This window comes from Bradyrhizobium sp. YR681, from assembly GCF_000282615.1.
Classification (GTDB): domain Bacteria; phylum Pseudomonadota; class Alphaproteobacteria; order Rhizobiales; family Xanthobacteraceae; genus Bradyrhizobium.
Genome location: NZ_AKIY01000102.1, coordinates 1 through 20201 on the forward strand (window position 1 = coordinate 1; position 20201 = coordinate 20201).

A 20201-nucleotide genomic window follows, 5' to 3' on the forward strand; every position below is an offset into this window, starting at 1 on the left:
GGGGGGAGCCGCAACTCGTGGCGGGCGAACCAGGACAGCGCGGTCGCCGAGCTCATGCGGCTTCCTGGAGCGTCACCAGTGCGATGAAGAGATCTTCGAGGCTGGTGTCGGCATGGCCGTTCTGCTGGCGCAGCTCGGCCAGCGTGCCCTCGGCGACGAGCCGGCCCGCGGCGATCACGCCGATGCGGTCGGCCATGCGTTCGGCGACCTCGAGAATATGCGTGGTCATGATGATGGTGCAGCCGGCCCGAACGCGCTCGCTCAGAAGGCCCTTGACGTGGCGGGCGGAGACGGCGTCGAGGCCCGTCAGCGGCTCGTCGAGAATGATGAGGCGGGGATCGTGCACCAGGGCGCCGGCGAGAGCGACCTTCTGGCGCATGCCCTTGGAAAAACCTTCGCAGCGTTCGTGCCGGTGCGGCTCGAGCCCGAGCGAGGTCAGCAGCCCCTGCGCGACCGGCTCCGAGACCGATGGCGCGATGCCCCAGAGGCCGGCGACGAATTCGAGATATTCGAGCGGGGTGAGCTTGTCATAGATCATGGGCTCGTCGGAAACCCAAGCCATCACCTGCTTGGCCGCAACGGGGGTCTGGAGCGCGTCGATGCCGAAGATCGAGACCGCGCCGGCATCGGGCCGCAGCAGCCCCGCAACCATGCGCAAGGTGGTGGTCTTGCCGGCGCCGTTGGGGCCGACCAGCGCGTAGAATTCCCCGGCATGAATGGTGAGATCGAGGCTGTCGACCGCCAGACGGTCAAAACGCTTCGTTAACCCTCGGACTTCCAGCGCCGAGCTGTCCGGCTTCATGACGGCCACACCATCCGGTTTTGCATCGCCCGCGACCATGACCTGAAGATGTTTCGGCACGGTGAATCGCGCTGCCGCAAATTCCGCCATGCGCCTTGGACTAATGGCAAGTCACCGTTTGTTGACAGCGCGCGGGGGTTCAGGCTGAATTGCCATCGGGACAAATGGAGCTAACGCGGCGAAACGACTGCGTAGCGACTGGACACAAGATGCGGCAAGGCGGTCACAAAGAACCGCAGGTTGCATCGGGAGGAAGCGCGACGATGCTGGATTTCGTTCAGCAGCTGGTCAGCGGTGTTGCGCTCGGCTGCGTTTACGGCCTGATCGCGCTCGGTTTCGTGCTCGTCTACAAGGCCACAGAGGTCGTCAATTTCGCCCAGGGCGATCTGATGATGCTGGGCGGCTTCTTCGCCTTCACCTTCATCGGCATGATGGGGCTGAACTACTGGATCGGCTTTGCCGGTGCGGTGGTCGCCATGGCGCTGTTCGGCATGCTGGCCGAGCGCGTGGTGGTGCGGCCGATCCTCGGCTATCCGCAATTCTCCATCATCATGGCCACGATCGGCCTCGGCTATTTCCTGCGCTCGATCGCCGGCATGATCTGGGGCACCGACGATCTGAAGATCGAGACGCCGTTCAGCCAGGGCGTGCTGCGCATGGGCTCGCTGGTGCTGGCCTACGACAAGCTCTCGGTGATCGCGGCGACCATGATCCTGTGCACGCTGCTTTATCTGTTCTTCAACAAGACCACGCTCGGCACCGCGATGCGCGCCAGTTCCGAGAACATGCTGGCGGCCTATTACATGGGCATTCCGGTCAAGCGCGTGGTGTCGATCGTCTGGGCGATCAGCGCGGCGGTCGCGACCTGCGCCGGCGTGCTGCTGGCGCCGATCACCTTCATCCACTCCAATGTCGGCCTCGTGCTGGGGCTGAAGGCGTTTCCCGCCGCGGTGCTTGGTGGCTTCGGCTCGATTCCGGGCGCCGTGGTCGGCGGCGTCCTGATCGGCGTGATCGAGAGCATGGCCGGATTCTACCTGCCCGAAGGCTGGAAGGACGTCGCGCCCTACGTCGTGCTGCTCGCCGTGCTCTTGCTCAAGCCCGAAGGCCTGTTCGGCCTCCACGTCCGCAAGAAGGTCTGAACGCCATGCGCTTCCTGTTCAAGATCGACTACGAGGACGACATCAAGCTGTTCCCGCATTCCGGCTACATCGTCTCCTACGGCATCCTGCTCGCGCTGCTGCTGATCGCGCCGCATCTGCTCTCCAGCTATCTGATGAGCCAGCTCGTCTTCGTCTGCATCTATGCAATCGTCGGCGTGGCGCTGCTGATCCTGACCGGTTTCACCGGCCAGGCCTCGCTCGGGCACGCGGCGTTCCTCGCGATAGGCGCCTACACGGCGGCCTATCTGCAGACATACAACGTGCCGTTCCCGATCTATTTCCTCGTCGCGGGCGCCCTGACCGGGCTGATCGGCGCGATGGTCGGGTTTCCCGCGCTGCGCCTGACCGGCATCTACCTCGTCATCGCCACCATCTCCTTCGCGCTGATCGTCGAGGAAATCCTGGCACGCTGGGAGAGCGTGACCCACGGCAACGAGGGCATGCGGGTGAAGACGCTGTCGCTGCTCGGCGTCGCGGTGCCGCGCGACAGCCCGACCTTCTACTACCTCTGCCTTGCGGTGCTGGTGCTGACCATCGTCGGCACGCTCAATCTGCTGCGCTCGCCCACGGGCCGCGCCTTCGTCGCGATCCGCGACAGCGAGACGGCGGCGCGCAGCATGGGCGTCAACGTCGCGCTGTACAAGGTGAAGTCCTTTGCGATCTCGGCGGCGATCACCGGCTTCGCCGGCGTGCTGTTCGCCCACAAGCTCTCCTTCATCTCGCCGGAGATGTTCACGCTGCAGCTATCGATCGAGTTCATCATCGTGATCCTGATCGGCGGCACCTTCTCCCTGCACGGGGCGGTGCTGGGCGCGATCTTCATCGTGATGATCGACCCGTTCCTGACCTACCTGAAGGACGACCTGCCCGGCATCATCGCCGGCATCGCGGCAACGTTCGGCGCCGGCCCGCACATCGCGGCGAACATCCAGTCCAAGGTCGCGGCCTTCGCCTCGCTCAACGGCCTGAAAGGCGCGATCTACGGCATCATCATCGTGCTGTTCGTGCTGTTCGAGCCGCTCGGGCTCTACGGCCGCTGGCTGAAGATAAAACTCTTTTTCCAGCTGTTCCCGCTCTACAAGCGCGCCACCTTCAAGCGGCAGAAGATCTACGTGAAGTCGGAGCGGAACCGATGAGCTATTTCCGCGCGGAGAATCTGTCGCTGCATTTCGGGGGCCTCAAGGCCGTCGACGCGGTGTCGTTCGCGGTCGAGCGGGGCGAGATCCTCTCGATCATCGGCCCGAACGGCGCCGGCAAGAGCTCGATCTTCAACCTGATCTCGCGGATCTACCGGCCGACCTCGGGCCGCATCTTCTTCGAGGACCAGGACATCACCGAGCAGCCGCCTTACGACATCGCGCGGCTCGGCATCGCCCGCACCTTCCAGAACATCGAGCTGTTCGAGAATGCGAGCGTGCTCTCGAACCTCCTGGTCGGCCGCCACCGTCATTCGACCACGCAGCTCTGGCAGGAATTGCTGTTCCTGCCGAGCGTGCGCGCCAGCGAGAAGGTGCATCGCCGCCGGGTCGAGCAGGTGATCGAGTTCCTCGATCTCGAGCCCTATCGCGACAAGCTGATCTCGGGCCTGCCCTACGGCGTGCGCAAGGTGATCGAGCTGGCGCGCGCGCTGTGCTCGGAGCCGAAGCTGATCCTGCTCGACGAGCCGTCCTCCGGGCTCAACGTGGAGGAGACCGACGACATGTCGTTCTGGATCCGCGACTTGAAGAACGAGCTCGGCGTCACCGTGCTGATGGTCGAGCACGACATGTCGCTGGTCAATCGCGTCTCCGATCGCGTCATCGCGCTGAACTATGGCCGCGTGCTCGCGATGGGCTCGCCGGCGGAGGTGCAGCAGCACCCCGATGTCGTCGCCGCCTATCTGGGAGCATGAGCGATGGATGCGACCGTGCCGCCCGATGTCATCCTGAAGCTCTCCAACATCGAGAGCTATTACGGGCCGATCATGGCGATCCGCGGCATCTCGCTGGAGGTGCCGCGCGGCCGCATCGTCACGCTGCTGGGTGCCAACGGCGCCGGCAAGACCACCGTGCTGAAGACCATCTCCGGCATTCTCGATCCGCAGAAGGGCGCGATCGAGTTCATGGGCAGGCCGATCCAGCGCATGGAGGCGGACCGCATCGTGCGGCTGGGCTTGAGCCACGTGCCGGAGGGACGCGAGGTGTTCCCGTTCCTCTCGGTGCGCGAGAACCTGATGATGGGGGCCTATCCGCGCAAGGACCGCGACGGCGTCGCGGAGGATCTCGAGCGCGTCTACGGCTATTTCCCGCGCCTGAAGGAGCGCATCAACCAGCCGGCCGGCCAGCTCTCCGGCGGCGAGCAGCAGATGCTCGCGATCGGCCGGGCGCTGATGAACCGGCCGACCCTGCTGCTGCTCGACGAGCCCTCGCTCGGCCTGTCGCCGATCCTGGTGAAGGAGATCTTCACGATCATCCGCCGCGTCAACGAGGAGCAGGGCATGTCGATCCTGCTGGTCGAGCAGAACGCCAAGGTGGCGCTGGAGACGGCGCATTACGGCTATGTGCTCGAGATCGGCCGTATCGTGATGAACGACAGCTGCGACCGCTTGATGCATTCCCAGGACATCCAGGAGTTCTACCTTGGCGCCAAGGAAGCGGGCGCCCGGGGCGAACGGCGCTGGAAAAAGAAGAAGACGTGGCGTTGACGAGGGACTGGCGTAGAATGAACGAGCCCATCCGCTAATACAGACCGCCGGCAAGGCAGGCAGCGGAGGGGGAGCGACAAGGAGGGAATGCACATGGCCCGACCGGCGGTGCTGACGGTCGCTGAAACGATCGCGAAGAGTTTCTTGCGCGCCGCGGAGACGCGGGGCGAGCGGCCGGCGATCCGCGAGAAGAAGTTCGGCATCTGGCAGCCGACCAGCTGGCGCGAGTGGCTGGAGATCTCGAAGGAGATCGCCTACGCGCTTCGCGCGATCGGCATGATGCCCGGCGACGTCGCCTCCATTGTCGCCAATGCCGTGCCCGAATGGGTTTACGCCGACATGGGAATCCTGTGCGCCGGCGGCGTCTCCAGCGGGATCTATCCGACCGATTCGTCGTCCCAGGTCGAATATCTCGTCAACGATTCCCGGACGAAGGTGATCTTCGCCGAGGACGAGGAGCAGCTCGACAAGATCCTCGCCTGTCGCGCGCGCTGCCCGTCCCTGCAGAAGATCATCGTGTTCGACATGGAGGGTCTCCGCGGCTTCTGCGACGACATGGTGATGTCGCTCGACGAGTTTCGCGCGCTCGGCCGCAACCACATGGTGGGGCGCGAGGCGCTGTGGCAGGAGATGATCGACAGCCGCGGAGCAGGCGATCTTGCGATTCTCGTTTACACCTCGGGCACCACAGGCCCGCCCAAGGGCGCGATGCACGCCAACCGCAGTGTCACGCACCAGATGCGGCATGCCAACGATTTCATTCCGGCGCAGGAGGACGACGACCGGCTGATCTTCCTGCCGCTGTGCCACGTCGCCGAACGCATCGGCGGCTACTACATCTCGGTCGCGCTCGGCTCGGTGATGAATTTTGCCGAGAGCCCGGAGACGGTGCCGGACAATCTGCGCGAGGTGCAGCCGACCATCTTCCTGGCGGTGCCGCGCATCTGGGAAAAATTCTATTCCGCCGTCACCATTGCCTTGAAGGATGCAACGCCGCTCCAGCAATGGGTCTACCGCCGCGCCATCGGGATCGGCTACCGCATGGTCGATTGCCGGATCGAGGGCAGGGCGCCGCCGCTGTCGCTGCGCCTCGCCAGCCGCTTCGCCTACCGGATCGCGTTCCGCAACATCCGCCGCATGATCGGGCTCGATCGCTGCCGCATCGCCTTCACCGGTGCAGCCCCGATCGCGCCGGAGCTGATCCGCTGGTATCTCGCACTCGGCATCGACATGCACGAGCTCTACGGCCAGACCGAGAATTGCGGGGTCGCCACCATGATGCCGGCGGAGCGCATGAAGCTCGGCTCGGTCGGCACGGCCGTGCCCTGGGGCGAGGTCGCCCTGTCGCCCGACGGCGAGATCCTGATCAGGGGCGACTTCCTGTTCATGGGCTATCTGAACCAGCCGGAGAAGACCGCCGAGACCATCGATATCAGCGGCTGGCTGCACACCGGCGACGTCGGCACCATCGACAACGAAGGCTTCGTCCGCATCACGGATCGGATGAAGGACATCATCATCACGTCGGGCGGCAAGAACGTCACGCCGTCCGAGATCGAGAACCAGCTCAAATTCTCGCCCTACATCTCGGACGCCGTCGTGATCGGCGACAAGCGGCCATACCTGACCTGCCTCGTCATGATCGACCAGGAGAATGTCGAGAAGTTCGCCCAGGACCACGACATTCCCTTCACCAATTACGCCAGCCTGTGCCGGGCGGCCGAGATCCAGGACCTGATCTGGCGCGAGATCGAACAGGTCAACGGCAATTTCGCCCGCGTCGAGACCATCAAGCGGTTCTATCTGATCGAGCGCCAGCTCACGCCGGAGGACGAGGAGCTGACGCCGACCATGAAGCTGAAGCGCAACTTCGTGAACAAGCGCTATGCCCCCGAGATCGACGCGATGTATCGCGAGCGTGCGGTGGCCTGATCCATCTCGTTTGAAGACCAGCGGAGGAGCGATGGCCACGTCCTTCGTGCAACACGGGCCAGGGAGAGGAGATGTCAATGTCGAAATCGTTCAGGACGTTCGGCCTTGCGGTGGGCGCGGTGGTGCTCACGCATCTGCCGGCCACGGCGCAGACCAAGGTCACCAATGAGGGCATCTCGGCAACCGAGATCGTGATCGGCACCCATCAGGACCTGTCGGGTCCGATCAAGGGCTGGGGTGTGCCTGTTTCCAACGGCATGAAGATGGCGGTCGAGGAGGTCAACGCCGCCGGCGGCGTGCAGGGACGCAAGATCAGGCTGGTGGTCGAGGACAGCGGCTACGATCCGAAGAAGGCCGTGCTGGCTTCGCAGAAATTGATCGAGCGTGACAAGATCTTCGCGATGGTCGGCGCGATGGGATCGCCGACCGTGCTCGCCGCGCAGGATATCCTGCTCGACGCCGGCGTGCTTCAGCTCTTCCCGCTGACGGCGGCCGAGTTCACCTTCAAGTTCGATCCGGCCAAGCCGCAGGAGCGGCTGAAGTTCAACAACCTGCTGCCCTATGTCGAGAGCACACGCGCCGCGCTGAAATACATGATGGAGTGGAAGAACTTCCAGAAGCCCTGCATCATGCACCAGGACGACGAGTACGGGAAGAACGTGCTCGACGGCTTCAACCAGCAGCTCGCCGCGATGAAGGTGCAGCCGGCCTCGATCACGAGCTACAAGCGCGGCGCCTCCGACTTCAGCGCGCAGGTCGCCAAGATGAAGTCCGACGGCTGCGACGTCGTCGTGCTCGGCGCGGTGCTCCGCGAGCCCATCGGCGCGATGACGGAAGCCAAAAAGCTCGGCTGGGATGTCACCTTCCTCGGCGCCACGCCGACCAACGTGATGGAGGTGCCGGTGCTCGGCAAGGAGGCCGTCGAAGGCCTCTACGCCGCAAGCGGCTTCGAGATCCCGTATGAGGACACCGCCAAGGGCAAGGTCAAGGACTGGCTCGTCAACTACAAGAAGATGTTTGGCACCGACGCCAATACGCAGGCGATCATCGGCTACAATGCGGTCATGACGTTTGCGTTCTACGCGAACAAGGCGGGCAAGGACCTGACGGGCCAGAAGATGCTTGATGCGCTGGAGTCCGGCGACAAGTTCCTCGACATCTTCAACTCGCCCCCGACCAAGTTCTCCAAGACCGACCACCTCGCCAACACCATCACCCAGGTGCAGCAGGTCAAGGGCGGCCGCTGGGTTCTGGTGAAGGACAATCTGATGTTCTGATCTCTGACCGCGATGACAATGCACCCTCTCCCTTGCGGGAGAGGGTGAGCGCACCGCGCGGAGAGGACACGCCTACGATCCTCCGCCCGCCGTCCCCGAATTCACCGGCGCCAGCTCGTCCTCGCGGCAGCGCCAGCCGTCGGCGGCTTTCACGAAGGCAAACGTCCGCTGGATCCTCAGGCGGCGCGTGACGTTGAAGGCGTCCGCGGAGCGCTCCTTGGCGTCCGCGCTCGGCTGCGGACGGCCGGTCCTGGCGTCCCAGCAGGTGCCGGTGCAGCTCAATGCAATCTTGCTGCACATGGTGAAGGGCGCCAGCACGACCATCTCGATCTCGCCGGTGACCTGCGCCTCCTGGTCGGTCACCTGGCTGTCGAGCGCGTAGACGCGGTTGATGCGCAGGAAACTGCCGCAGGAATTGGCGGCGTGAATCCGTGCGGCGCAGAAGTCGACGGCGTCGGTGTCGGGGATGCGCGCCGCGACCTGCCGGCCGAACACCTTTTTCGGATCGCCCCTGGCGGCAGCGATCTCGCCTGTCTTGTGCTTCAGATAGTCGGCAAGACAACCTTCGGCGGATTCGAGCTCGGCAAGCGGCACGTTCTCCTTGCCGACCAGATTGCACTTGCGATCGCGCTCCCGCGTCCACCGTCCGTATTCGGCGAAGGCAAAGCGGGCTGCGGTCGGGTCGAGCTTGCCGATCAGGGCGAGCACCTGGCCGTTGAGCTCGGTTTCGGCAAGCGCCAGTGACGGGTCCGCGCAGATCAGCGCGCCGGCCGCGGTGTTGGCCGCCAGACAGTCGAAATCGGGATCGCGCAGGATCGCGGCGCGCTCCTCGGTCACCTTGAGCAGGCACGCCCTGACCCGGTCGAGATCGTCGGGGCGGACCGCAATCTGGCCGACGATGCCGCAGCCGAGATTGCGCTGGCGGATCCAGATCGCATTCTCCTCGATTCCCGGCAGGCGATCGGGCAGGCGGGCGAGCCGCGCCTCGATCGCGGTGCTCAGCTTTTCCGCCGCGGCGGCAAGCTCGGCGTCGCCGCAGAACAATTGATTGCCGGGGTCGCGGATCTGCTGGCAGTTGTTCCTGGCGAACAGCGGCAGCCTGTCGGCGATGGAGCGGTCGGATTGCGCGAAGCCTGGTGCCGCGGGCCCGGCCAGCAGCGCAAGCACAGACAGCACGATGAACCGCATTCCAGTCGCCCCCGCATGGAAGGCGCCATGCTAGCGCCCCGGCTCGCGCGGTGGAATGGGTTTGTGTCAGAAGTCTATGTGAGACCCGTAGCCCGGATGGAGCGCAGCGCAATCCGGGATTCGTGCGACAAGTGATGGCGGCCCCGGATTTCGCTTCGCTCCATCCGGGCTACGAGACCGCTACGATCAATGCGCCTCGGCTGTGGCCACCGAGAACCGCACGGGTTCGTCGACATATTTCATCACGGCCGACTGGTAGAGCACGAACAGCGGCTGGTAGGTGCGCGCGTCGTCGTCCTCGACCATCGCCATGCGGCGGTTGTCGAGCATCAGCCAGTGGCCGTCGAGCTTTGCGGCGGCAACCGCATGCTCTTCGCCGGCGCGGATGTCGCGCACCACGACGATGCGGAGATCCTCCTGGGCGACGCCGGCGAGCCGCAGCGCGGCCAGCTTGGCGATGGCATAGTCTTCGCAGTCGCCGGCGCCGCGCGCGAAGGTCGCGAGCGGCGAGCTCCAGACGTCGTCGATGCCGTCATCGGTGGCGCGGACGGCCAGGTTGATGGCGCGGTTGGTCTCGCCGAGCTTCGCGCGGCCGTCACGGGCGCGGGCCTGGTCGACGATGGCGAGCAGTTTCAGCGCCGCGGGCGAGGCGCAATTGTCCCGATCGCCATCGCACAGCGCCAGCTGCACCATGTCGTCGTCGAGCTTCTGCTTCAGCGCGGACCATTTCTGCTGGAGGCTGCCGGACGAGATGGCGAAGGCGAACACGCCGAACGGCTCGGCGGACTTGCGCACGAGGACGCCGGCGCCCGGCGACAGCAGCGTGCCGGCGCGCAGCTCGGCGGCCGATCCGAGCAGGACCAGTCCGCACAGGACAAGGATTGCGCGCCAGGCGCGCGAGCGAGCAGCGGTCTCCATCTGACATCCCCTTCCGGCTTCGCCGGGTCCTCTCGACCTGAACGTGCCGGGCTTTGTTGCTTTCGCGCAGATAGTGCGAGACGGGCCGTTTTGTTCTGCTTAATGCGCCCGGCAGGGGGCCCAAAACCGGGCAACAGCCTGAAACGGGCCTGCCGGAATTGCGTAAAATTTTACGATTCGCCGGCTAGGAGGGGGCCGGCTGCCGCGAAATGGAACCAATTGCAGGCACAAGTTGTGAGAGGGGCAATTCTGCGTCCTATGGCTAACAGCCCGCTATTTCACGGGTTCTGTTAGTTGGGTCACAGATTTAACTCCGTATTTGCCGCAGGATGCTGCGGGGCACTACGAAGAAAAGATGACACAAGTATCAGCCGTCTGTCTGATGCGGCTAAATACTTCGGATGACTGGAAATGCGCGGAAATAAGCCGAATTCGACTTTAAAATACTCGAAGTATTACTTCCGCTTCTTCATGAAGGTGCCGCCCGGCGGGGGCTTCCACGGCCAAGTGACGCGAAATCACACAAGCAATAGATGGTTTCGCTAAGGACTCGGTAATGCTATGCAAGCTTAGGCGGTCGATACTTATTTAAATATTAACCCTTTTACGGTGCCCGGTTGAATTACGCTGGCAAATTTGACGCCGCGATCTCCTTGGACGGCCAGGGTTCCCGCCTGCCCGCCGACGGCCATGTCGATTCCTTTATCGCCAAGGCGCATGGGCATGTGCCCGAGGGCGCGTTTGTCGTTCCCGACCCGAATCTGATCTTCAACGGCGAGTTCAAGCGCACCGGCGTCGACCTCGTGCTGTCCCATGACGGCCACGAGTTCGTCGTTAACGATTATTTCAAGGGCGACAAGCGTGCGGCGATCGCCTCGCCCGATGGCGCCCACCTCACCGGCGACGTCGTCAACGCACTCACCGGCCACGTGCAATATGCGCAGGCCGCGGGCGGCATCGCCGCGGCCCAGGTCATCGGTCACGTCACAAAGCTCTCCGGCAGCGCGACCGCGATCCGCAACGGCGTCTCGGTCATCCTGAACAATGGCGATAATGTCGAGAAGGGCGACGTGGTCTCGACCGGCGCGGACTCGACGCTCGGCATCACCTTCATCGACGGCACCGTGTTCGGCCTGTCCTCCAATGCGCGGATGGTGCTGAACGAGATGGTCTACGACCCCAACGGGTCGAACAATTCCTCGCTGCTCAGCCTGGTCGCGGGCACCATCACCTTCGTCGCCGGCGAGACCGCCAAGCACGGCGACATGAAGGTCGACACGCCGGTCGCCACCATGGGCATCCGCGGCACCGCGGTGCTGAGCCAGATCAACTTCGTCGTTCCCGCCGGCGGCGGCGATCCGCAGCCGCAGGCGAGCTTCCAGGTGCTGGTCGAGCCGAACGGCACGACCGGCTCCTACATCCTGTTCGACAAGGTCACGCTGCTGCCGATCGCGACGGTCAACCAGGCCGGCCAGATGATCCAGATCAGCGGCGGCAACGTCTCGATCACCAATGCGCTGATGTCGCCGGACATTCAGAAGCTGATCACCGACGTGTTCACGCTGAAGTTCACCGACAACAACACCAACACCAAGCTCACCACGAACTTCACCGACACGATCACGCCGACCAGCGACGGTCTTATGTTCAAGACCCTGAGCGGCTACAGCGCGACGGCGGTCTTCACGAACACCAACCAGCAGGGGACGGACCCTGGCCACAATCCGTCCACCAGCAATCGCATTCCCGGTCCGCCGCAGGCGCGCAGCCTCGATGCCAACGGCAATGTGACGTCGACGTTCTCGCTGACCGAGCGCGCAGACAAGACCGGCGACACCGTCGATGCCGACACGGTCTCCGGCCGGATCACCTTCGTCGATCAAAATCTGGGCGACCGGCCGACGGCGAGCGTGAGCCTCGCCGGCGCGCCGAACTACGTCTACAAGAGTGCCGGCCAGCAGGACGTCACCGGGACGCTCTCCGCGCTCCAGAAGCAGGACATTGCGGCGACCCAGATCGACATCCAAGTCGTCCCCGACGGTGGCAACAACAACAACGGTTCGGCGGTCTGGACCTACACGATCCCCGACCACGTCTTCGACTTCCTCGCGGCCGGCGAAACGCTGACGCTGACCTACATGATCCGCGTCAACAACAATTTCGCGGTCAATCCTGAATCCACCTATATCCCGATCACCATCACGATCACCGGCACCAACGACAAGCCGGTGATCACCACCAGCGTTCCGGTCATCACCTTCGAAGGCGGCACCAGCGTGCCGGGTGGCCCGCTCACCAGCGATGTGCCGACCACGGGCACGCTGAACTTCGACGACGTCGATCTCACCGACAAGCATACGGTGTCGGTGGCGCTGACCAGCGCGACCCTGCCCGACGGCACGGTGCCGCCGGGCCCGCTCACGGCGTTCCAGAGCGCGATGTCGGTTGCGATCGCGGCGGGCGCCGACAGCACCGGCGACGGCACCGGCACCATCAACTGGTCGCTGGCCGATCTGCCGGTCTATCTCGCCGACTTCATCCCGAGGGGCGAGGTGCTGACGCTGGTCTACACCGTGACGCTCACGGACTCGCAGGGCGCGACCTCGCAGCAGACCATCACCGTCACCATCACCGGCACCGACGCGCCCGCGGTGGTGTGGATCGCGACCGACAAGCCGGGCGTGCCCTCGGGCGGCTTCTGGAAAGATGCGGGCAATTGGGCGACCGGTACGGTCCCGACCATCAGTGACGACGTCATCGTCATTACCGATCAGCTGCACGGCCTGACCCCGTCCTATCCGGTGACGATCGACACGGCGGCCTATGCGAAGTCGGTGACGATGAACGATTTCGGTGGTCCGCCGCCGAAGGTGATTGTGCAGGCCTCGCTGACGATCGCAGGCGCGCTCAACATGGGCGCCGATTCGATCTTCAACGTCGCCGCGACCGGAACGATGTCGGTCGGCGGCAAGGCCGAGCTGTTGGACACGAGCGTTTTCGCCAATGCCGGCTATCTGACGCTCGCGGGCGGCGGTGATTTCGCTGCCGGTACCACGATCACCAATTCCGGCACGATCGAGCTGTCCGGCGGCACGCTGAAGACGCTGGCCACGATCCACAATGCCAACGGCACGCTGAAGGCCGATGCTGGCGCGACGTTGATCGTCGATACCGCGACGGTCGACGGCGGCACAGTCACCATTCTGGGCACGCTGGAGCTCGATGGCGCCAGCCTGATCGAGAACGGCACGCTGAACAATTCCGGCACGGTCAACGTCAGGGGAGCTGCCGAGTTTGCGCACGAGACCGTCTCCAACAGTTCCACCGGCACGATCAAGGTGCTGGCGAATGGCTGGCTGACCGTCGATCAAAGTTCCAGCGTCACGAATAACGGCGCGGTCATCGTCGATGCCAGTGGCAAGCTGACCGTCAACGGCGCGACGATTGATGGCGGAGCCGGATATTACGGGCACGTGTTCAATGCCGGCATGAGCGAGAGCACCGACGGTACGCTGATCGTGACGACCGGGCCGAGCATCGGCACCGTTACGAATAATGGCGAGCTCGATCTCACCGGCAATGCGGTTCTGAGCAACGGCGTCCTGAAGAACAACGCCAGCATGAAGGTCGGCGGCACCGGCAATTCGCTGAAATCCGAGACCGTTACCAATGCCGGCATCATCGAAGTGCTGGCGGCCGGCGTGCTCGCGATCGACCTTGGCTCGACCGTCGACAATGCGAGCGGCACGATCGTTGTCGATGATGGTGGCGCGCTGACCCTCGACGGCGCCACGATCAGCAGCGGCGCCATCAACAATTACAGCGTTCTGGGCGGCGCGATCGACGTCACCGGCAATAGCCGGATCGACGGCAATGCGACGCTGACCAAGGGCACCGTCACGGTCGAGAGCGCTGTCACGCTGAAGCTCGACGATGTCACCGTCTCCGGTGCTGCGATCGCCAATCACGGTACGGTCAAGGTCGATGCCGACAAGAAGCTGACGCTGGCAGGCTCGAGCCTGACCGGTGGCACGCTCACGCTCTCCGGCACGCTGGAATCGACCGGCATCAGTGCGATCCACAGCGCCGACCTCAACAATACCGGCACGGTCTCGGTCACCAGCGGCACGCTGACGATCGATCTGCACGCCATCACCAATCACGGCCTGATCGAGGCGGTGACCGGTGGCGCGCTGAAGCTGACGACGACGACCGTCACCAATACGAGCGGGACGATCTCGGTCGATGGCACTTCGAAGCTTTATCTGACCGACGTCACGATCAACGGCGGCAGCCTCACCAATGCCGGCAATCTCTACAGCACCGGCCTCAACACGGTCACGGCCGGCGTCACCAACACCGGCACCATCGCGGTGCAGAGCGGCACGCTCAATCTCGCCGGCGGCATCACCGGCGCCGGAACGCTGACCATCGGCGATAATGCGACGCTCGAACTCGGCGGCGCGGATGCCCAGACCGTCACCTTCACCGGCGGCGCCAACACGCTGAAGCTCGACGACACCAGCCACGACTTCACCGGCACCATCGCCGGTCAGGCCTCGACCGGCGGGCTCTTCACCGTCACCGGCGATGCCGACATCACGACGTCGAACGGCGATGCGCTCGACTTCACCGCGTCAGGCGGGACGAGCGGCAGCCACGGCAACATCATGCTGACGCCGACCGGCACGCTGACCGGCAAGAACAACGGCATCGTCGTCACCCAGAACGGCATCGGTGATATCTCGCTGACGACATCAGGCGACATCACGGGCCAGACCGGCAACGGCATCGTGCTGCACGACGGCGCGGCCGGCGCGGGCGACATCACGGCGACGATCGGCGGCGGCGTCTCCGGCGCGATCGGTCTCGACGTCGTCTCCCATGGCGACGGCGACGTCACCATCACGAATAACGGCGACATCACCGGCGAGACCTCGTTCGGCATCAATGTCGATCAGAACGATGTGGGCGCGGCCGGTTCGACGCACATCACCAATCACGGAACGGTGGTCGGCGCCGACGGCGTCGCGGCGGTCTCGATCCAGGAGAACGCCACCGGCACGGCGACGATCGACAATTCCGGCACCATCGGGTCCGACGCCGCCGACGTGGCCTCGACGACCTATGCGATCGTCGAGACCGGCGGCGAGATCACGATCAACAACACAGGCCACATCAACGGCAACATCTCCGTCGCCACCGCCACGTTCAACAACAATGCGGGCGGCACCTGGACGGTCGCCGGAAGCGGCGTGTTCGGCGATGCGTCGTCGATCATCAACCATGGTGCGATCGATCTGCATGGCGCGTCGATCTCCGGGACCGGGCTGAGCATCCAGAATTACAGCGACATCGACAGCTATGGTACGGCGTCGATCTCGGGCACCATCACCAACACTGGCTCGATCGAGGTCCATGACGGGGACCTGACGTTGTTCGGGTCGCTGTCGGGCACGGGTTCGGTCACCGTCGATGTCGGCGCGACGCTGAAGCTCGAAGGCACGGTCACGCAGACGATCAACCTCGCCGGCAATGGCGCCGCGCTTGAGATCGACACGTCGACCTTCGGCGGATCGATCGGGCAGCTGTCCGCGAACGACACGATCGACCTGTCGACCATCAAATACGGGCTCGGCACCAGCGCGGTCTATGTCGCCAATGCCGATCCAGCGACGGGCGGCGTGCTGACGGTCACCGACGCCGACAACAATCATATCAGCTTGACCCTGACCGGCGCCGACTATCGCAACGCGCATTTCGCCGGCAGCGATGACGGTACCGGTCACACGCTGATCACGATCCATGCCGATGACGACGCGCCGACTTTCACTGCCGGTGGCGTGCCGGCCGGGAGTGTCTCCGAGCAGGCGGACACCACCGGCGACTTTGTCACGCTCGATCAGTCAACGCCTGCGACCGGCGCGATCCATTTCACTGATATCGACCTGACTGACCTTCCGACGGCAGACATCACCAGCCGGGACGTGACTTCGCTCGGCGCCGGTGGCAGCGCCGACCTCACCTCGACGCTCACGCTCGACGAGATCGCGGCGCTCAAGAGCGCCATGACGCTGCTGCCGCAGACCGGGCTGAACAACGGCACCATCACCTGGAGCTATGCGATCGCTGACGGCGCGCTGGATTTTCTCGCCAAGGACCAGACCGCAAAAATCGTCTCTACGATCACGCTCGACGACCACCAGGGCCAGAAGATCACGACCGACGTCACGATCACGGTCACTGGGAAGAACGACGCGCCGACCTTGGCTGCGGTCAGCACGGATCCGCTCGTCGATACTGCCATCGCCGACAGCTTCACGGACATCACGGGGACGCTGGCCGGGACCGACGCCGACCATGGCGAGACGGCGACGCTGCATTACGCCGTGCTGGACGGCGCGACCGCCGTGCCGACGCTCGCGGGACATTACGGTGTGCTGACGGTCAACGACAACGGCAGCTACAGCTACGTGCCCGACGCCGCAGCGATCAACGCGCTCTCGGCAGGCAATTATCTCGATACGTTCACCGTTCAGACCAGGGACGCGCAAGGTGCTGTCGGCACGGCAACGTTCACGGTGAACGTCACGGGCGCCAACGACGCGCCGGTCCTGGCCGACGGCAGTCTCGGGAAGCTCACCGACACGGACATCGCGGACAGTTTCCCCGACCTCAGCGGACAGCTGGCCGGGACCGATGCCGACAGCGGCGATACGCTCAGCTACGCTCTGCTGAACGCAGACCATAACGCGGTGGCGACGGTCACGAGCCAGCACGGCACGCTGACGGTCAACGCCAACGGCAGCTATACCTACGTGCCCGATGCGGCGTCGATCGACGCGCTGCCGGAAGGCTCCCACTATTCGGACAGTTTCACGGTTCAGCTCTCGGATGCGCATGGCGCCGTCACCACGGCGACATACACGGTGGACCTGACCGGGGCCAACGACACGCCGACGCTCTCCGATCTCAATATCGGCCATATCACCGACACGGCCGCGACCGACACCTTCTCCAATCTTGCCGGGACGCTGTCGGGCATCGATGCCGATACCGGCGAGACGGCGACGCTGACCTATTCCGTCCTGAACGCGGATAGTCAGGGGATGGTCGTGGGCCAGTACGGCTCTCTGACGGTCAATGCCAACGGCAGCTACACTTACGTTCCGAATGCCGCTGCGATCAACGCGTTGTCGGCAGGCGATCACACGGACACGTTCACGGTCCAGACCACGGACACACATGGCGCTACCGGCACGGCAGAGCTAACGGTCGATGTGACGGGTGCCAACGACGCGCCGGTAATCAATGTCGGAACGATGGATGTCTCTTCGGTCGAGAACCAGGTGACGGTCAACGGCCTGTCCGTCACCGACGTCGATGCCGCCGCCAACGAAGCGTTCACCGCCACTGCGACCGCGATGTCGGGCAGCGAGGCGAGCGCCTCATTGGCTTCCGGCATCTTGACTGTGAACTATTCGGAGCCAAGCGATGGGCCTGCGACAGACCAGGTCGCGGTCACCGTCACCGATGCGCACGGGGCAACCGATACGGTCAATCTGATCTTCAACCTGACCGAAGAAGGCGCGGTCACTCTCACCGGCACGACCGGCAAGGACGTGTTCTTCGGCACCGGCTATCAGGACCAGTTCGTGTTCGCGGCCAACTCGAACCACGATACGATCGTGAACTTCACGTCCGGCACGGACCATATCGACCTGACGGCGCTGGGAACGATCGGCGACATCGGCGCGTGGATGAGCCAGCATGTGGCGGCGTCCGGTACGGCGGACACCCTGATCACGATCGATGCGGCAGATACGATCCTCCTGAAGGGTGTCAGCAGTCTTCAGGCGAGCGATATACTCCATGCCTAATGGTGAGTTGAGACACTGCGATCGTCGGCCGGTCTGATCCTGGCTGCCGTTGGCCGCAAAAGCGTGATATCCAGCCACCATGAAACGTCTCAAGATCCTGCGGCGGTGGTTTGCGCGGAAGTTCGGCTTTGCGCGGCTGATGTGCCTTGCGCTGCTGGTCGTGTTTGCCGGCATCCGCCTCTGGGATCCGCCGCCGGTGCAGGAATTGCGGCTGCGCACCTTCGACATGTTCCAGCTGATCGATCCGCGCCACAAGACGGTGCGGCCGGTCACCATCGTCGACATCGACGACAAGAGTCTTGCGAAGCTCGGTCAGTGGCCGTGGCCGCGCACCCGGATCGCCGATCTGATCCAGAACCTCACCAGTGGCGGCGCGGTGGCGGTCGGTTTCGACGTGGTGTTCTCCGAGGCCGACCGGCTCAACCCGGATATGGTCGCGAGCCAGATGCGCTATCTGGACGATGCCACCCGCGCCAAGCTGCGTGAGCTGCCGAGCAACGACCAGGTTCTCGCCGACGCGATCAAGCGCTCGCGCGTGGTGCTGGGCGAGACCGGGCAGCGGGCGATCTCGTCCGAGATCGACAAGTCGCTGCCCTTCACCGGGGTCGCGACGGTCGGCGAGGAGAACGCCGAGCGCTTCCTGTTCGAATTCCCCGGCCTCTTGCGCAACGTGCCCGTTATCGAGAAGGTCGCCGCCGGTCGCGGCCTGTTCACGATCAGGCCCGAACGCGACGGCCTGATCCGCCGCGTGCCGATGGTGATGCGCGCCCAGGGCAACATCATGCCTTCGCTCAGCCTGGAGATCCTGCGTGTCGTCACCGGCACGCCGACGCTGCTGGTCCGCACCGACAAGACCGGCGTGCGCGCCATCAGGCTCAAGGGCGTGGAGATTCCGACCGACAGGAACGGCCAGCTCTGGGTGCATTACGCCCGTCAGGATCCCTCCATCTACGTCTCCGCCGCCGACGTGCTCGACAACACCGCGCCGCCGGCAAAAATCGCCGGCAAGCTGGTGCTGGTCGGCACCTCCGCGGTCGGGCTGAACGACATCAAGACCACGCCGGTGTCCTCGACCATGCCGGGCGTCGAGATCCATGCCCAGGTGCTGGAGAGCGTGCTGAGCGGCGCGGTGATCTCGCAGCCGAACTATGCGCTCGGCGTCGAGCTGCTGGCCGCGCTCGTCATCGGCCTGCTTGTCATCATTCTGACGCCGAACCTCGGTCCCGTCCGGCTGGTGCTCGCGGGCGCGGCGTTCGCCGCCATCCTGGTCGGCGTGTCCTGGTTCTTCTATTCGCAGTACCGCTACCTGATCGACTTCACCTATCCGCTGCTATCGACCACCGCGATCTATCTGACGCTGATTTTCGCGAGCTTCGTGCGCGAGCAGCGGCAGCGCAAGGAGATCCGCGGTATGTTCGCGCAATATCTGTCGCCGGTGCTGGTCGAGCAACTCACGCCGGAGAAGCTCGTCCTTGGCGGCGAGGAGCGCGGGATGACGGTCATGTTCTCCGACGTGCGCGGCTTCACGTCGATCTCGGAGAGCTACAAGCACGATCCGCAGGGGCTGATCGCGCTGATGAACCGCTTCCTGACCCCGCTGACCAACGTGATCACCGATCGAAAGGGCTACGTCGACAAGTACATGGGCGACGCCATCATGGCGTTCTGGAATGCGCCGCTCGACGATGTCGAGCACGAGGTCAATGCCTGCGAGGCCGCGATCCAGATGCTCGAGCGGATCGACGCCGTCAACAGGGAGCGGGAGCAGGAGGCCGCCGACGGCGGTCACGTCTACATCCCGCTCAACGTCGGCATCGGCCTCAACACCGGCATCGGCGTGGTCGGCAACATGGGCTCCGATCTGCGCAAGAACTATACGGCGCTCGGCGACTGCGTGAACCTCGCTTCGCGACTGGAAGGGCAGACCAAGGAGTACGGCTTCCCGATCATCGTCGGCTCCAGCACCGCGCTCGCCGCCAAGGACAAGTTCGCGATCCTCGAGCTCGACTTCATCATGGTCAAGGGCAAGAGCGAGCCGGAGGTGATCTACGCCATCGCCGGCCGCGAGGACGTGATGCATTCGGGCGCCTTCCAGCGCCTGCGCAACGTCACCATCGAGATGCTCGGCTGCTACCGCAGCCGCGATTGGCAGGGCGCGCTCGACGCGATCGAGCGTGGCCGCCGCAGCGAGGACGCCGACACGCTGGAAAAGCTGTTCAGGCTCTACGAAGCCCGGGTCAAGGATTTTCAGATCAATCCGCCGGCGGAGGACTGGAACGGGGCGTTTGCGCTGCTGACGAAGTAGCGGTGTGGTCCCTGCTCAAGCCTCAACGCAGCTCGCGTAGCAACCATTAAAGGCTA

The 20201-nt window shown here is 64.4% G+C and carries 11 protein-coding genes; 8 read left to right on the forward strand and 3 right to left on the reverse strand.

The window, feature by feature from the left end:
- Window positions 1–52: 52 nt before the first annotated feature.
- Complete coding sequence (locus PMI42_RS10715) at window positions 53–802, reverse strand: ABC transporter ATP-binding protein (protein ID WP_035965201.1); 750 nt, start codon at window positions 800–802, stop codon at window positions 53–55.
- Between the two features lie 263 nt (window positions 803–1065).
- On the opposite strand from PMI42_RS10715, the gene PMI42_RS10720 reads away from it, so the two are divergent.
- From PMI42_RS10720 to PMI42_RS10745, 6 genes are all read left to right on the forward strand, one after another.
- Complete coding sequence (locus tag PMI42_RS10720) at window positions 1066–1941, forward strand: branched-chain amino acid ABC transporter permease (protein ID WP_008133504.1); 876 nt, start codon at window positions 1066–1068, stop codon at window positions 1939–1941.
- Window positions 1942–1946: 5 nt separating this feature from the next.
- Window positions 1947–3098 (forward strand): branched-chain amino acid ABC transporter permease, encoded by a 1152-nt coding sequence (locus PMI42_RS10725; RefSeq protein WP_008133506.1) that lies wholly within the window; start codon window positions 1947–1949, stop codon window positions 3096–3098.
- Window positions 3095–3853 carry an ABC transporter ATP-binding protein gene (locus tag PMI42_RS10730; protein WP_008133508.1) on the forward strand — a complete coding sequence of 253 codons (759 nt, stop codon included), beginning with the start codon at window positions 3095–3097 and terminating at the stop codon, window positions 3851–3853. Before PMI42_RS10725 ends, PMI42_RS10730 begins: the two co-directional genes overlap by 4 nt.
- A gap of 3 nt (window positions 3854–3856) precedes the next feature.
- Window positions 3857–4645 carry an ABC transporter ATP-binding protein gene (locus PMI42_RS10735; protein ID WP_008133510.1) on the forward strand — a complete coding sequence of 263 codons (789 nt, stop codon included), beginning with the start codon at window positions 3857–3859 and terminating at the stop codon, window positions 4643–4645.
- Window positions 4646–4738: 93 nt separating this feature from the next.
- A complete protein-coding gene (locus tag PMI42_RS10740; RefSeq protein ID WP_008133512.1) occupies window positions 4739–6577 on the forward strand; it encodes an AMP-dependent synthetase/ligase in 1839 nt (612 codons plus the stop codon).
- 77 nt (window positions 6578–6654) lie between these two features.
- A complete protein-coding gene (locus PMI42_RS10745) occupies window positions 6655–7854 on the forward strand; it encodes an ABC transporter substrate-binding protein (RefSeq protein ID WP_008133514.1) in 1200 nt (399 codons plus the stop codon).
- Window positions 7855–7926: 72 nt separating this feature from the next.
- Here PMI42_RS10745 and PMI42_RS10750 read toward each other — a convergent pair whose 3' ends face one another.
- Window positions 7927–9042 (reverse strand): lysozyme inhibitor LprI family protein, encoded by a 1116-nt coding sequence (locus PMI42_RS10750; protein ID WP_008133515.1) that lies wholly within the window; start codon window positions 9040–9042, stop codon window positions 7927–7929.
- A gap of 186 nt (window positions 9043–9228) precedes the next feature.
- Window positions 9229–9960 carry a transglutaminase-like cysteine peptidase gene (locus PMI42_RS10755; protein ID WP_008133517.1) on the reverse strand — a complete coding sequence of 244 codons (732 nt, stop codon included), beginning with the start codon at window positions 9958–9960 and terminating at the stop codon, window positions 9229–9231.
- Window positions 9961–10577: 617 nt separating this feature from the next.
- On the opposite strand from PMI42_RS10755, the gene PMI42_RS10760 reads away from it, so the two are divergent.
- Together PMI42_RS10760 and PMI42_RS10765 are read left to right on the forward strand one after the other, a co-directional pair.
- Window positions 10578–17840 (forward strand): VCBS domain-containing protein, encoded by a 7263-nt coding sequence (locus PMI42_RS10760; protein WP_008133522.1) that lies wholly within the window; start codon window positions 10578–10580, stop codon window positions 17838–17840.
- Between the two features lie 79 nt (window positions 17841–17919).
- Window positions 17920–20145 carry a CHASE2 domain-containing protein gene (locus PMI42_RS10765; RefSeq protein ID WP_008133524.1) on the forward strand — a complete coding sequence of 742 codons (2226 nt, stop codon included), beginning with the start codon at window positions 17920–17922 and terminating at the stop codon, window positions 20143–20145.
- The last annotated feature ends 56 nt before the right edge of the window (window positions 20146–20201 follow it).

Bases quoted from the DNA above. Each gene is read 5' to 3' on its own strand.
- PMI42_RS10720 (WP_008133504.1), top strand. From the start codon at position 1,066: ATGCTGGATTTCGTTCAGCAGCTGGTCAGCGGTGTTGCGCTCGGCTGC.
- PMI42_RS10755 (WP_008133517.1), bottom strand. From the start codon at position 9,960: ATGGAGACCGCTGCTCGCTCGCGCGCCTGGCGCGCAATCCTTGTCCTG.
- PMI42_RS10750 (WP_008133515.1), bottom strand. From the start codon at position 9,042: ATGCGGTTCATCGTGCTGTCTGTGCTTGCGCTGCTGGCCGGGCCCGCG.
- PMI42_RS10745 (WP_008133514.1), top strand. From the start codon at position 6,655: ATGTCGAAATCGTTCAGGACGTTCGGCCTTGCGGTGGGCGCGGTGGTG.
- PMI42_RS10730 (WP_008133508.1), top strand. From the start codon at position 3,095: ATGAGCTATTTCCGCGCGGAGAATCTGTCGCTGCATTTCGGGGGCCTC.
- PMI42_RS10740 (WP_008133512.1), top strand. From the start codon at position 4,739: ATGGCCCGACCGGCGGTGCTGACGGTCGCTGAAACGATCGCGAAGAGT.
- PMI42_RS10725 (WP_008133506.1), top strand. From the start codon at position 1,947: ATGCGCTTCCTGTTCAAGATCGACTACGAGGACGACATCAAGCTGTTC.
- PMI42_RS10735 (WP_008133510.1), top strand. From the start codon at position 3,857: ATGGATGCGACCGTGCCGCCCGATGTCATCCTGAAGCTCTCCAACATC.
- PMI42_RS10765 (WP_008133524.1), top strand. From the start codon at position 17,920: ATGAAACGTCTCAAGATCCTGCGGCGGTGGTTTGCGCGGAAGTTCGGC.
- PMI42_RS10715 (WP_035965201.1), bottom strand. From the start codon at position 802: ATGAAGCCGGACAGCTCGGCGCTGGAAGTCCGAGGGTTAACGAAGCGT.